At 63.3% G+C, this 14,256-nt stretch carries 6 protein-coding genes; 5 read left to right on the top strand and 1 reads right to left on the bottom strand.

All coding sequences use genetic code 11. The features are described 5' to 3' along the window. Positions 1-60: 60 nt before the first annotated feature. From ACVWZP_RS21155 to ACVWZP_RS21135, 5 genes are all read left to right on the top strand, one after another. Positions 61-2,676, top strand: coding sequence for a dermonecrotic toxin domain-containing protein (locus ACVWZP_RS21155; RefSeq protein WP_457370139.1), 2,616 nt, complete (start codon positions 61-63; stop codon positions 2,674-2,676). A 2,040-nt stretch (positions 2,677-4,716) separates the two neighbouring features. Beyond that, positions 4,717-5,709, top strand: a complete 993-nt coding sequence (locus ACVWZP_RS21150) for an AraC family transcriptional regulator (RefSeq protein WP_017850016.1) — start codon at positions 4,717-4,719, stop codon at positions 5,707-5,709. 133 nt (positions 5,710-5,842) lie between these two features. After that, entirely contained in the window at positions 5,843-6,877 is a 1,035-nt protein-coding gene (locus tag ACVWZP_RS21145) for a histone deacetylase family protein (protein WP_046485934.1), read from the top strand. Next, positions 6,874-7,965: a polyamine ABC transporter substrate-binding protein gene (locus ACVWZP_RS21140; RefSeq protein ID WP_017850018.1), complete on the top strand. Its 1,092-nt coding sequence runs from the start codon at positions 6,874-6,876 to the stop codon at positions 7,963-7,965. The genes ACVWZP_RS21145 and ACVWZP_RS21140 overlap by 4 nt, the downstream gene beginning before the upstream one ends. A gap of 111 nt (positions 7,966-8,076) precedes the next feature. Continuing rightward, a complete protein-coding gene (locus ACVWZP_RS21135; RefSeq protein WP_457370138.1) occupies positions 8,077-12,645 on the top strand; it encodes a dermonecrotic toxin domain-containing protein in 4,569 nt (1,522 codons plus the stop codon). On the opposite strand, the gene pdxR is transcribed toward ACVWZP_RS21135, so the two are convergent. Beyond that, positions 12,630-14,180: a MocR-like pyridoxine biosynthesis transcription factor PdxR gene (gene pdxR / locus ACVWZP_RS21130; RefSeq protein WP_128192117.1), complete on the bottom strand. Its 1,551-nt coding sequence runs from the start codon at positions 14,178-14,180 to the stop codon at positions 12,630-12,632. The two genes, ACVWZP_RS21135 and pdxR, sit on opposite strands and share 16 nt — an antisense overlap. Positions 14,181-14,256: the final 76 nt, after the last annotated feature.

The raw sequence follows: 14,256 nt of genomic DNA, 5'->3' as shown, positions 1-14,256 counted from the left end.
TTTCTAGCATGCCGAAGCTGTTCTTCCGGCAGCGTCCATGAAATGGCAAGGCAGGAACCCATGAGCCAACAAACCTCCACCCTTCGTTACAACCCCTCCGATACGCTGGTCACCCAACTCTGCGTCGGCCCCGCCTTCCGGGAAGCCGCCAGCACGCTGTTACGCCGCTCGTTGCAAGAACTCTACCCGGACCTGGGCATCGACCCGGACATCGCCATGGTCGGCACGCCGACATGGGGCATTGTCGACGATGAAATCGTCGCCGGCCCCACCGCGCACCAAACCCTCACCGACATCCTCACCAATCAGGCCATCTCAGGTGAACCCGCGCTCTACATCGAAGGCGCGCACTACCTTATCCAGCCGAAAAACCAGCAACCCACCGCGCACTTGCCGGTACGCATCACGCAGATCGCCACCCTGATCAACCTGCTGGCGCCAGTGATGCTCACCGCCTACCAGGAACAACAAGTGGCGTTCTGGAACTCCAGCAACGGCACCTCCGGCCCCCATTGGCAAGCCTTGTCCAGCACGCTGCGCTCGGTGTGGAACGTGACCCGCGTCGACGGCTGGGACGAGCAGGACTGCGCCATGGCCCGCACGCTGTACGCCGCGCCGGAACTGACACGCCGCCAGAGCGACGATGCGTTCGCCTGCCGCGCCTACCTGGTGGACGTCGATCAGGTCGATGGCGCAACCGTCACCCACCTGGGCCTGCTGTCGATTGCCGTACTGATCGGCAACCACGACGGCGAGACGCTTATCCTCACGTACTCCCTGTTCAACGGCTACGAGAAATTCGCCACGCTGGAGCAACTGGGCCAGAGCTTGCCCGGCTACGTAGGTCGCCATGCACCCACTGACATCCAATGGCGACTGTTCGAACCCACCGGGCATTTTTTCGATCACCAGGCTTGCACGCTGATTGCCCAACAGCTTGCGTTCATCGGGCAGCTCGACACTCAGCAACTGCGGCGCACCGCCCCCAGCGAATCCTCACTCAACCTGCCACCGGCCACCCAAGAGCTGGTCGGCGAAAAGCAACCCGACCTCAAACCCTACCTCGACGCACTCCCGTCCTGGCTGACATCCGCCTCCACCACCGACCTGAGTCTCTACGCACGCTACCTGAAAGACCTCGCCGCGCTGCACAGCCTCAACGCGGGCAAGTCCTACGACGATGACATCCCGCACATCCAGACCTACGCGCTCGACAGACTGCGCGCCGAAATGCTCAAGGACCACACCGACGCGGCGAACCTGCGCCTGGAGAACATCGAGATTCAGGTACGCAGCCCGATTGTGTGGGGCAGTTTCACCCTGCCGGGCAAGGTCGACACCACCACCTTCAGCCTGGCCGACCTGGCCCTGCAAAACCTGATCGGCCTGCCCCTCGGCGACAAAAGCGTGCGCTTGCGCAACAGCAGCACCGTGCCGGCGTGGCTGACCATGGCATACATCGAAACGCTGATCCGCAAGGTGGACGTCGGCCAACACTACCCGGCCCTGGCCAAAAGCAAGTTGCTCGACAACCCGCTCGAATCCAGCCGCCGACGCGCCCTGTACAGCAGCCATTTGCGCATCCAACTGCCGCTGCAAGCCTTGCAATACAAGATGAGCCGACACGCCGGGATCGACGAACTGGGGTATCGCTACGTCGCTGCCGTGCTGGCGCCAGAGGCAGCGGACCGTCAGGTCGACGGGCAAGCCATCGTTCTTCGTCCCCTGGCCTTCCTGCCGAAAAACCGCAGCGCCGACACGCAAGACGTGGTGAGCAACATGTTTGTGATTGGCCCCCAGGACACGAACGCCGGGCCCTGCCTGTTGTATCGCCCGATGGCGGAATTACAACTGCTGCAATATCCGTCACCGGCCGACCTGCTGTATGCGATCCGCCAATCACGCCACCTGCGCGACTCGGTCCTGGCCTGGCTGCCGGACAACGTGCGCGACGACTACGCACGCTACGCATTCCCTGGCGAACTGCCGTCGCCCTGGGCAGTCGTGACGTTGCTGGCGGACCCGGTCAAACTCGTGATGATGAGCGGGCCCATGGACCTGGGCACGCAAGTGCTCAGCGGTGATCTGCCCGGCGAGCTGTTCAAGGCCAACGCCAACGCGCTGATCACGCTGGCCGACCGTCAGTCGGCGTCGAATGCCGAAAGTCGCTGGGCCTCGCTCAAGCAGGCGGGCTGGCTGATATTCAACGCAGCCCTGCCGTTCCTGGGCCGCACCGTAAACACCGCCGCCTGGATCTGGCAGATCCTGGATCAGGTGCAAGCGGTCGTCGACGCGCAACAGCAAAAGGACAAACCGGCCGAATGGTCCGCCCTGGCCGGGCTGTTGCTCAACCTGGGCATGGTGTTGACCCTGCACATCGCCAGCCGCGACGCGCCGTCAGCCCCCGCCTTGAGCAAGGACGAGCCGGCGCCGAAACCTGCCGCCCGGCCCGAGGTGATCGCCAAGCCCGTGACAGTCAAACAATTGGCCAACCTTTCGGCAGTTGAGCTGCCAGGCAATCACCCGCATGCACTGCCACACCCTGGCCGCGATCAACCGCAGCCCCAGCGACCTGGGCAGCCTGCTGGACAGTTTCAAGGTCGAAAAGCCGAAGGTGCGCAACAAAGCCTCATCGCGCATCGGCCCCCATCGCCACCTCTACCCGCTGCTCGATAAATGGTACGCACAGGTCGGCGAACGCTGGTTCGAAGTGACGGTGGATGAGAATGACGAAGTGCAGATCACCGATCCCCAACAACCCGCGCGCAACGGTCCCTTTCTGATCGGCAATCTCAAGGGCGAGTGGTTCATCGACACCCGGCTGCGCCTGCGTGGCGGCGGTTCAAGAAGCCGGGAGCGCAAAGCCCGGGCGCAAGCCGAACGCCAGGCCAGCCAACTGCGCAGGCAGATCACCGCCTTCGAGCAACAGAAAAAGACCGCCCAGGACACCCTGGAAAAGACTTATCAGGCACTGGTCGACGCACCGCCCACTTCGGCCCAGGCCGCGCAAAGGGCTTACCTCGATCAACTGGAGGCCCAACGCACAGACTACGAGACCGCCCTGAAAAACCTGAAAGAATTGAATGTACTTGCCCCCACGCCGGACTACCTGCACAGCGCCGTGGGGTATCTCAAGGCTCAGTTGAGCCTGAGCTGGGCCGGGCTCAACGAAGTGCTCAAAGCCTTTACGCCCAAACTCCGCACAATCCTCGACCACATCGCGAAGCAGGCCGCCGATGCCCGCGTGCGCAACATCCCCGACGCGCGGCAAATGAACGCAATACTGCACGGCATGATCGAGCGCCTGGACTACTTCGAAACGCGGTTCAACGAACTGCGTGACCTGCCCGGCGAAGGCCTGCGCCTGATCAAGAACACCAAAAGCCTGCTGCCTGCCTACAGCAGCGGCGACCTCAAGGCGTTGCAAGTCACCTTGGCCCGCAACCTGTGCCTGCGCGAAACCACCACCCTCAGCGCACCACTGGCATGGGCCGCCATCGACCATATTGTCGACGCCTGCGACATCGCCATCCAGGCCCTGCGCGACACCCTGCGCGAGCGCAGTGACAAGCGCATCGACGAACAGATCGAAACCCTGAGCAGCCTGATCGAACAGTTCACGGTGCTGGGCGAGCGCCTGCAGGACTTTCCCACGGAATTCCCCAGCGTCTCCCTGACGGAACCGTTGACCCGCCTGCGCGAGCAACTCGGCGAGTACACCAAACACGCCAGCACCCATCTTGCGCAAATGGCCGACCGACGCACCGCGCTGAGAGCCACCCCCAGCCCGCCGCCCGTCCCGCCACACCCGCAGAAAAAATTCATCCGCACCCGTTACCACGGCATGGTCGTCGGTGAGCCGCAGGTGTCCGCCACAGGCCTGGACACCGGGCTGGTGGATGTTCGCTCGCCCCTGTCCAACACCGTGGTGGCCACGTTTCACGAGAAACCAGACGGCTTTTGGGTGCAACGGGCCAGGAGCGAACAAACGGTGAACACGCCCATCGACCTGCAAACCAGCGTGGACGCCGGCCAGAACCTGCTCGACGGCCTACCGGACTTCAAACAACGGATCACCGGCCTGGCCAGCCAAGCCCAACGCACGCCCATCGGCATCGAATACTTGTACCATCAACACGCCCAGCGCCTGGAGCAAGCCACGCGCAGTATCGAGCAAGCCCTGAGCCAGAAGAACCTCGCGCAAGGCGACGTGGCCCTGGCCAGCACCGTCAAAAAGACCCTCAGCGACGCCACCACAACCCTCTATCAACAATCCGTAGACAATGTGCTGAGGATGACCCAACAGCACCCGCCGACACCCTCCGGCGTGCAATGGCTGAAGGCCCGCAACGCGATAAGCATCAAAAAAACCATCAGCCGCCGACGCATCAAATCCGCCCGGCCGGATTACCTGGACGAATACACCATCACCGACCGCAGCACCCATAAGGTGCTGTGGTCTGCACACTTCCACTACTCGACCGACTGGACCACGCCCAGGGCGTTTATCAACGCGCGCCTCAAGACACCGCAGGAACACAGCCTGGGCGCGGCAGCCGACACCACCAAAGGCCTGAGCAGCGCACAACGCGTGGCATTCCACCGCAGCGAGATCAACGAGAGTCAGGCCAGTACGCTGTTTTTCAACCTCGCCTGACACACGGCCGACGGCACACAACTTGCTCTTTCACCGTACCTGACACGTTGGAGCCGTCGATGCTGCACGCTCATCTCACCACCCTCAACGCGGTGTCGCTGGTGCTCGACACCTTCAAGGCCCAAGGGCTGCCCAGCGAGGCCTTGCTCGCGGGCAGCGGCATCTGCGCGGCGGACTTGAGCCGCGCCGACACGCGCATTACCACCAATCAGGAAATGCGCGTATGCGCCAATGCCGTGGCCCTGCGCCGGGATGTCGGCCTGGCGCTGGGCCGCCAGATGCATGTATCGGCCTACGGCATGCTCGGTTACGCGCTGCTGACGAGTGCCACCTTCGGTGACGCTTTGCGCCTGGCGCTGCGCTATCCGGCGCTGCTGGGAACACTTTTCAAGCTGAGCCTGGAGGCGGACGGCGAGCGCATCTGGTTTACCGCCGCTGACTATCGCGAAACCCCGGCCATGCAGATGTTCAACGTCGAACTGTGCCTGGCCTCGCTGAAGGTGATCTGCGACGACCTGCTCGGCCAGCCGCTGGCGCTGCTTGGCGCGCGCTTTGAATACAGCGCGCCGGATTATCGCGCGCGCTACAGCGAGTGTTTCGCCTGCCCGCTGCAGTTCGACGCCGGCACCAACGCCTTCGCCTTCGACAAGCGCTGGCTGGACCAGCCCCTGCCCCTGGCCGACGCCGTCACGCACCAGGCCATGGCCGAGCGATGCCGCAAACAGAACCTGGAGTTCACCGGCCGCCAGGCGTGGCTGGGCAGAATCCGCCAGTTGCTCACCAGCCAACTCGGCGCCGCGCCGGGGATCGAAGGCCTGGCCGCACAGATGAACTGCTCGCCGCGCACCCTGCGCCGCCACTTGCACGACCTGGGGTGCAGTTATCAGGAACTGCTCGACGAACTGCGCTTCGAACGCGCCAAGCAATGGCTGGCGGCGGATGAACTGCCGATCTACCGCATCGCCGAGCAACTGGGTTTCAGCGAAACCGCCAGCTTCCGGCATGCCTTTGTGCGCTGGAGCGGCGTGGCGCCGAGCCAATTTCGTGCATGACGCCCCATTGATGGGCGAATTGCGGACACATAATTTGGCCCGATTTATCCCCTTTTGGCCGCTCCTGCCGTTCTCATAAAGCGCCCCGCCCGCAAGACTGCAGGCACCGATACCGCCTGCGGAGAACAACAAAATGCTGACGATCTACTCGGACGATCACCACCTGCACCACGGCCGCTGTGAACTGATGGACGGGCAACTGATGCCCTGCTTCGAAATGCCCTCGCGCGCCGACCACGTACTGCAACGGGTCAAAGCCCGTGGGCTGGGCCCGGTCCTTGCCCCGCAGGACTTTGGCCTCGCGCCGCTGCAACGTGTCCATAGCCGCGACTACCTGGACTTCTTCAAAGGTGCCTGGCAACGCTGGACCGCATTCGGCGAGGACGGCGACCTGTTGCCCTACACCTGGCCCGCCCGCACCTTGCGCCGCGTGCTGCCCACCAGCCTGCACGGCCAGCTCGGTTACTACAGCTTCGACGGCGGCGCACCGATTACCGCCGGCACCTGGCAAGCGGCCTACAGCGCCGCCCAGGTCGCGTTGACCGCACAGCAAGCGATCCAGCGCGGCGCCCACTGTGCGTTCGCGCTGTGTCGCCCGCCGGGGCACCACGCCGCCAGCGACTTGATGGGCGGTTATTGCTACCTCAACAACGCCGCCATCGCCGCCCAGGCGTTTCTCGACCAGGGCCACCGCAAGGTGGCGATCCTCGACGTGGACTACCACCACGGCAATGGCACTCAATCGATCTTCTACGCACGCAACGACGTGCTCTTTACCTCGATCCATGGGCATCCGGAGGCGGAGTTCCCGTTTTTCCTGGGCTACGCCGATGAGCAGGGAGAAGGCGCCGGGGAAGGCTTCAACTTCAACTACCCGTTGCCGGCCGGTTCCGGGTGGGCGCGCTGGAGCGCGGCGCTTGACGAGGCATGCAGGGAAATCGAGCGCTATGACGCCGACATCATCGTCGTGTCGCTGGGTGTGGACACGTTCAAGGACGACCCGATCTCGCAGTTCAAGCTCGACAGCCCGGACTACCTGGCCATGGGCGCACGCATCGCGCGCCTGGGCAAACCCACGCTGTTTGTGATGGAAGGCGGCTACGCCGTGGCAGAAATCGGCATCAACGCCGTCAACGTTCTAGAAGGTTTTGAGGGGTCCATCCAATGAACATGCTCAAGTCGCTCGTCCTCTGCGCCGCCGTTCTCGGTGGCGCGGCCCATGCCGAAGAGAAAACCCTGCGGGTCTACAACTGGTTCGACTACATCACGCCCAAGGCGCTGGAAGACTTCAAGGCGCAGAACCCCGACGTCAAACTGGTGTACGACATCTTCGACACCAACGAAGCCCTGGAAGCCAAGCTGCTCACCGGCAACTCCGGGTATGACGTGGTGGTGCCGTCCAACGTGTTCCTCGCCAAGCAGATCGAAGCCGGAGTATTCCAACCCCTGGACCGCAGCCGACTGCCGAACTGGAACCACCTTGATCCCAAGCTGATGAAGCTGCTCGAGGCCAACGACCCCGGCAATAAGTTCGCCGTGCCCTACATGTACGGCACCATCCTGATCGGCTTCAACCCCGACAAGGTCAAGGCCGCGCTGGGTGCCGATGCGCCGGTGGACAGTTGGGACCTGATCTTCAAGGAAGAAAACATCAGCAAGCTCAAGCAGTGTGGCGTCGCACTGCTCGATTCGCCGTCCGAGATCCTGCCGCTGGCCCTGCAGCACCTGGGCCTGGACCCCAACAGCAGCAACCCCAAGGACTATGAAAAAGCCGAAGCGCTGCTGATGAAAGTCCGCCCGTACATCACCTACTTCCACTCCTCCAAGTACATGGCCGATATCGCCAACGGTGACATCTGCGTGGCCGTCGGTTATTCCGGCAGCTTCTCCCAGGCCGCCAACCGCGCCAAGGAAGCCAAGAACGGCGTGATCGTGGACATGCGCCTGCCCAAGGAAGGCGCGCCGATCTGGTTCGACATGCTCGCCCTGCCCAAAGGCGCGAAAAACCCGCAGGACGCCTACACCTTCATCAACTACCTGCTGCAACCGCAGGTGATCGCGCCGATCAGCGACTTCGTCGGTTACCCCAACCCGAACAAAGACGCGACGGAACTGGTTGACCCAGCGATCCGCCACAACCCCAACCTGTACCCCACCGAGGCGGCGATGGCCACGCTGTATACCCTCAAACCCCTGGGCCGCGACGCCGAGCGCGCCCGGACGCGGGCGTGGACCAAGATCAAGTCGGGGACATAGGGGCCGCCCGCTATCTAACTACCACCTCCGGACGGGCACGCGCCCTAACGTGGTCGAGGTCCTGGGTTGCCGTCGGCAACCCGCCTCACCTCGCCCGTCAGGAGCCCGCCCTTGCCCTCATCGCCTCCCAGTGCCAACGACCTGTTGACTCAACTGACCACCGGCCCCTCCTTGCGCGAAGTCGCGGCCGCCACCCTGCGCTCGAGCTTGCGCGAGCTGTACCCGGATCTCGACATCGACCCCGATCTGACCCTTCTGGTGACGCCGCACTGGCAGATCACCGCCGAGGCGATCCTGCCCGGAGCCCCGCGATTTCAAACACTGACCGGCGCGTTGTGCCGCAGTGCAACATCCGGCGCACCTGTCACCTGGCTCGACAGCGAGCACTACCTGATCTATCAATCCGCCACCGGGCCGAACGTGCATCTGCCGGTCAAGGTGGACTCCGTCGGCCGCCTGATCAATGAGCTGGCACCGTTGCTGTGCGTCGCGTACCAAGAACAGCAACTCGCGTTCTGGAATGCCAGCAACCACCCGAACGGCCCACGCTGGCGCACCTTTGCCAACGCCTTGCGCGCGATCTGGAATGTCGACAGCGTGGAGGGTTGGGACGAGGATGAATGCAACGTTGCCAGGGCGGTTTTTCACACGCCGGATTACGCCCAGCGCTTGCCCCAGGACAAATACGCGACCAAGGCTTATCTGATCGACGTCGACCTGGAATACGCCACACAGGTCAAACACCTCAACCTGTCGGCATTGGCGGTACTGGTCGGGCGCCTCGGCGAGCGCGACATCATCCTCAGCTATTCGATCGCCGACGGTTACGCCGCCTTCAAGAGCCTGCAAGCGCTTGGCGACGCCCTGAGCATTCAAGTGGCCACTCCACAGGCGACCAAGCTCCACTGGCGACTCTTCCAACCCTCAGGGGACTTTTTCGAGCAGCAGGCCTGTGCGTTTATTTCCCTGCAGATTCAGGCAATCGGCGCAATCGCGTTCAACAGCGGTGAGCTGATCCCGACCATGGCGCACGACAAGCCAGGCAGCGAAATCGCCCCCCGCGCCCCGCTGAATCAAGACCGAATCGGCTGGGTACATCGCGCCTTGCCCGACTGGATACTCACCGCGTCCTCGTCGGATCAGGCCACCTACGGGCGCTACATGATGGACCTCGCGGCCCTGCACCTGCGGCACGCGGGTAAAGCCTTTGATGACGGGATCAAGCACATCGGCGATTTTGCCCTGGATGCGATCCACACCCTGATGGTCAAGGACCACCCCGGCGTGGCCCGCACGACGCTGGACAGCGTGCGGATCAGCGTCACCAGCGTGCAAGCCTGGGGCACCCTGATCGTGCCGGGAAACACCCAGACCCAAACCTTTACCCTCGCCGAGTTGGCCCTGGAAAACCTGATAGCCCTGCCCTTGGGCAACAAAACCGTCGATTATGAAAACGGCAGCGCGGTGCCCGCCTGGATGACGGCGGCCTACCTGGAGCACTTGATTACCCAGGCGAACGTCGGCATGCGCTACCCGGCCCTGGTCAAACGCACGCTGCTTGACGACGCTGCCGAGTCCCTGCGAAGGCAACGTCTCTACACCGCTCAATTACGCCTGCAACTGCCGCTATTGGCGTTGCAGTACAAAGTACGAGGTGTCCACGACCTGAGCGAACAGGGCTATCGCTATGTCTGCGCGGCGATGCATCCAGACAGCGCAGCCCGTGTGGTCGACGGCGCGGCGGTGGTCATCCGCCGCTTGTCCCTGCTCCCCAAACGCCGTCTGGGCTCGGCCGTCGACGTCGTCGGCAACATGTTCGTCATTGGCCCTCAAGACCCGAAAAAAGGTCCTTGCCTGCTCTATCGCCCGCTGTCCAACCAACCGTTGATGCAGTTCCCGTCACCGACCAACCTGCTGTACGCGATCAAACAAGACACGCCATTGCGCCAATCGGTCCTGGCTTGGCTGCCCGATAAGGTGCGAACGGCTTACGCGCAATTTGTGTTTCCCGGCAGCCTGCCCTCGCCGTGGGTATTTACCAGTGTGCTGAACGACCCGCTGAATGCACTGGTGATGACCGGCCCCGTCGAACTGGGGCGGGAAGTGCTGCCAAACGACGACTTCGCCACACTGTTCCGAGCCAACGCCGACGCGCTGGTCACCCTGGCCGACCGCCAATCGGTGTCCAATGCCGAGGCGCGCTGGGAGAGTTTCAAGCACGCCGGGTGGCTGATGTTCAATACCGTGCTGCCGTTCATGGGCCGCGCCGCGGGCGCCGCGACCTGGATCTGGCAATTGATGGATGACCTGCAACAAATGGTCGACACCAATGAGGTCGGTGACCGTTCCGCCGGGCTCTCGGCGCTGGTGGATATCTTGCTGACGCTCGGCATGGTGTTAACGACGCATGTCGCCACGGCGCATCGGCCCGAGTCGTCCATCGGGAAGCCCGCCAAGCCGCGCGCATTGCCGCCGCCGGAGGTCAAGGTAGAGGTCGTCCAAAAGCCGGATATCGCGACGGCAGAGCTGCCCGTCGACCACGAACACACCCTGCACATCAGTGGTGCCCTGAACCGCAGCGCGCAGAACCTGGGCACGTTTCTCGACAGCTTTGCGCAGGCCAAGCCCGATCAATTGGGTACGCAACAGACCGTGGAAGGCCCTCATCAGCATCTCTATGCCAAAGCCTCACACTGGTACGCCCCGGTGGGTACACGATGGTTTGAAGTGACGGTCGACGAAAACGACACCGTGTTGATCATCGATCCGCGCCAACCTGGCCGGCGCGGCCCGCCGCTGATCGCCAATCGCCTGGGGCAATGGTTCGTCGACACGCGCTTGCGCCTACGCGCAGGCGGCCTGCGCAGCCGGCGCAAAAAAGGCGAAGCCCTCAGGCCGCCGAAAATCACCGATTTACGCCGGCAACTGGCAACCTTCGACAGCGAGCAAGCCCAGCGCCAGCACGGTCTTGAAGCCTTGCAAGGCGCCATCGACCGCACGGCGGGTGACGCCAAAGCCGCGGCCAGAACCACCTTTCTCGAACAGGTGGATACGCGTCTCAAAGAATTCGACGTACCGATTTCCCAGCTCAAATCCCTGAATATTCTCGACACGGTGCCCAACTATCAGGACGCCATGGTCGGCTACCTGGAACATCAGCTGTTTCTGGCGCGCTCCGCCATCAGCGAACAACAGATCCCGTTTCGCGAACGACTGGAAGCCATACAGGGCCACCTCGACATCGAGGGCGTTGAAGAAGAAGCCTTGCCCACCGTTCACTACCGCAACATGTATACCGCGACACACGCCATGGCGGAGCGCCTGGGCTACCTTCAGGCACGCTTCAAGGAGGCTCGTGCCCTGGGTGCGCGCGGGGTCAGGCTGATCCAGCAGCATGAGCCGCACCTGCCCGCTTATGCCCTTGATGATCTCAAGGCGTTCAAGATTACCCTGGGCCACTTCCTGTGCGTGGCCGAAGGCGCATCGGCCACACGCGACGACGCCAGGGAAGCCTTGCGCCGTATCGTCGATGTGGCGGAGCTGGCGGTCCAAAGTTTCAGAGAGGCCGCACAACCGCGCAACATGGTGCCGCCGGAGCAGTTGATCGAAACCCTGGACAGCCTGATGGATCAGTTTTCCAGGGTTGACCAGAACCTGGTGGATCTGCCGGCCGAGTTTCCCAATGACCTCAACAAGCCCGACCTGGAAAACCTGCGCAAGCAAGTGGACGAGTTCGCTCGGCTCGCAGAGAAACAACTGACAACCCTGCTTCGCGAACGCAGAGCCATGGAGCCCACCGCGGGCCCGTCGCGCACCGTCCCCAGGGCGAAGAAAAAATACATCAAGACGCGCTTCAAGGGGATGGTGGTCGGCGAAGAGCGTGAAAGCCCCGACGAAGACGGCAAGACGCTGGTCGACGTAAAGGAACCCCTGACCGGCAAAGTGATTGCAACCTTCCATGAGAAGGAGCCGGGGGTTTGGGTCGAACGCGAGCTGACGCCCAAGCCCGCTTCCCGCAGCCAGGCGCGTAACCTGGCAAACAGCATCAGCGACGGTCAGGCGCTGGTCGATGGGGTCGAAACCTTTATCGCCAACAAGGAAGCCTGGGCGAAGGAAACCCGGCAACTGCCGGTGGAAATCGAAGAGCGCTTCCACCAGCACGCCAAAAAACTGCAACGGGCCAACCAGGATATCGAAGAGGCGTTGACCTCCAGCAACCAGACCGAAAGCGCCTCGCCGTCAGCTGCGTTGACTAACCGCCGCCTTGATGAGGCGATCACCCAGCTTTACCGGGCAGGCAAACGGATCAAGCTCGAGGTGCTCAAGCGCCGACCACCGGAGGCGGCGCACGTCGAATTGCTGTTGCGCGAGGGCGCCGTCACGGTAGACCCGCCTGTCGGCGCCCGCACCCGACTCAGGGGGCGCGACAAGGGTTTCCTGCAGGAGTATGCGGTGGTGGACGTCAACACGAACCGTCCGTTGTGGTACGCACACTTTCACTACCCCACCCTCACCGGGCCGGAAGAAGCCTACACCGCCGCCCACCTGAAAAACCGCCAACAGCGCCTGATGGGCGGCCGGTTCGAACCCTTGAGCGACATCGCCGTGTACCGCAGTGAAATCGGTCTGCATCTGGCCCGCTCGCTGTTCCTGAAAGCCAAGCCTCAGCCCTCAGCCTGACCGGTCCAGGCCTGGCGCAACCGCGCGAGCGCCTGGCGGATCGCCGCCTCGGGCACTGCGGCGAAGCCCAGCACCAGGCCGGCGCGTTGATCGTCCGGTGGCCCGGCCTGCGCCAGCCAATAGCTGCTCAGGCCATTGACCTCCACGCCCACCGCGCGGGCCTGCGCCACCAGTTGTTGTTCGCGGGCAAGGCTGTCCACCCGCACGGTGAGGTGCAGGCCCGCCGCACTGTTCGGCAGGCTGCCGACCCCCGGCAGCTCGTCCGGCCAGCCGTTCAACAGGACGTTGCGTCGACTGAGCGCAGCGCGACGCATGCGCCGGATATGCCGCTGAAAGTGCCCCGCCGCCATGAACTCCGCCATCACCGCCTGGGTGCTGACCTCCGAGTGCCGCACGTCCACGGCGCGGCGCTGGGCGAATGCGTCGACCAGCGTCGGCGGCAACACCAGGTAACCCAGGCGCAGCGCCGGGAACGCGACCTTGCCGAACGTCCCCACATACAACACCCGCCCGCTGCGATCCAGGGCCGCCAGCGGGGCCAGCGGCGCGCCGCTGTAACGGTACTCGCCGTCGTAGTCATCCTCGACGACCCAGCCACCGCTGCGTTCGGCCCAGGCCAGCAACTCCAGGCGCCGGGCCAGGCTCATGACCACGCCCAATGGGTACTGATGGGACGGCGTGACATAGGCCAGGCGGCAGTTGTCGAGGCCGCTCAACACGCTGCAGTCGATCCCCTCGCTGTCCACCGCCACACCTTGCAACTGCGCACCGGCCAGGGCGAAGGCATGACCGGCGGCGCGGTAGCCGGGATTTTCAATCGCCACGCCATCACCTGGGCTCACCAGCAACTGTGCACAAAGGCTGATTGCCTGCTGCGCGCCACTGGTGATCACAATTTGCTCAGCCGTACACTGCATGCCCCGCGAGCTGCGCAGGTAGGCGGCAATCAGGCTGCGCAAGCGCTCGTCCCCGGCCGGGTTGCCATAGCACAGTTGCTTGAGGTCCGGCTTGCGCCAAAAAGCCGCATTCAGCTTGGCCCAGACGTCAAAAGGGAACAGGTCGAAGGCCGGAACCCCCACCCGAAATGCCCGTGGAGGCCCCGTGGGCGGCAAGGGCAAATGGTTGTTTTCGAGGCGCTCCAGCGCCGCGCTGTGGATAACTTTTTCGCTCGAAATATCGGCGTTTTTCAGCTCGATTGTGGATAAGGCTGGGGATAAGCCTGTTGAAAACCCTGTGGACAGTTTTGTGGATAGTTTTTTTGAACTGGGCAGTTGGGCGACATACGTCCCGTCGCCGACCCGGCTTTGCGTAAAGCCCTCGGCATACAGCTGATCGTAGGCACGCACCACGCTGTTGCGCGAAATCGACAACGCCGCCGCCAGGTCGCGCGTGGCGGGCAAACGCGTGCCGCCGGCCAGTCGCCCGTCCAGCACGCGTTGGCGCAAGGCTTCGTACAGCTGGCGGGTCAGCCCCTGACGACGATCCAGCTCGATTCCCGCAGGGTTGAACGACAACGGCGGCGCAAGGGACGACATTGGGCAGGCTCCGGAATTGGACCCATGAAATGGGTCATAGATGGCTCTTACAACGAACCATTAGCCTGCCTAGGAT

This window comes from Pseudomonas sp. TE36184 (genome assembly GCF_054060055.1).
This window is presented reverse-complemented; position numbering and strand designations above follow the sequence as displayed.

Coding starts and splice junctions, on each gene's coding strand:
- ACVWZP_RS21155 (WP_457370139.1), top strand. CDS start 61: ATGAGCCAACAAACCTCCACCCTTCGTTACAACCCCTCCGATACGCTG.
- ACVWZP_RS21150 (WP_017850016.1), top strand. CDS start 4,717: ATGCTGCACGCTCATCTCACCACCCTCAACGCGGTGTCGCTGGTGCTC.
- ACVWZP_RS21145 (WP_046485934.1), top strand. CDS start 5,843: ATGCTGACGATCTACTCGGACGATCACCACCTGCACCACGGCCGCTGT.
- ACVWZP_RS21140 (WP_017850018.1), top strand. CDS start 6,874: ATGAACATGCTCAAGTCGCTCGTCCTCTGCGCCGCCGTTCTCGGTGGC.
- pdxR (WP_128192117.1), bottom strand. CDS start 14,180: ATGTCGTCCCTTGCGCCGCCGTTGTCGTTCAACCCTGCGGGAATCGAG.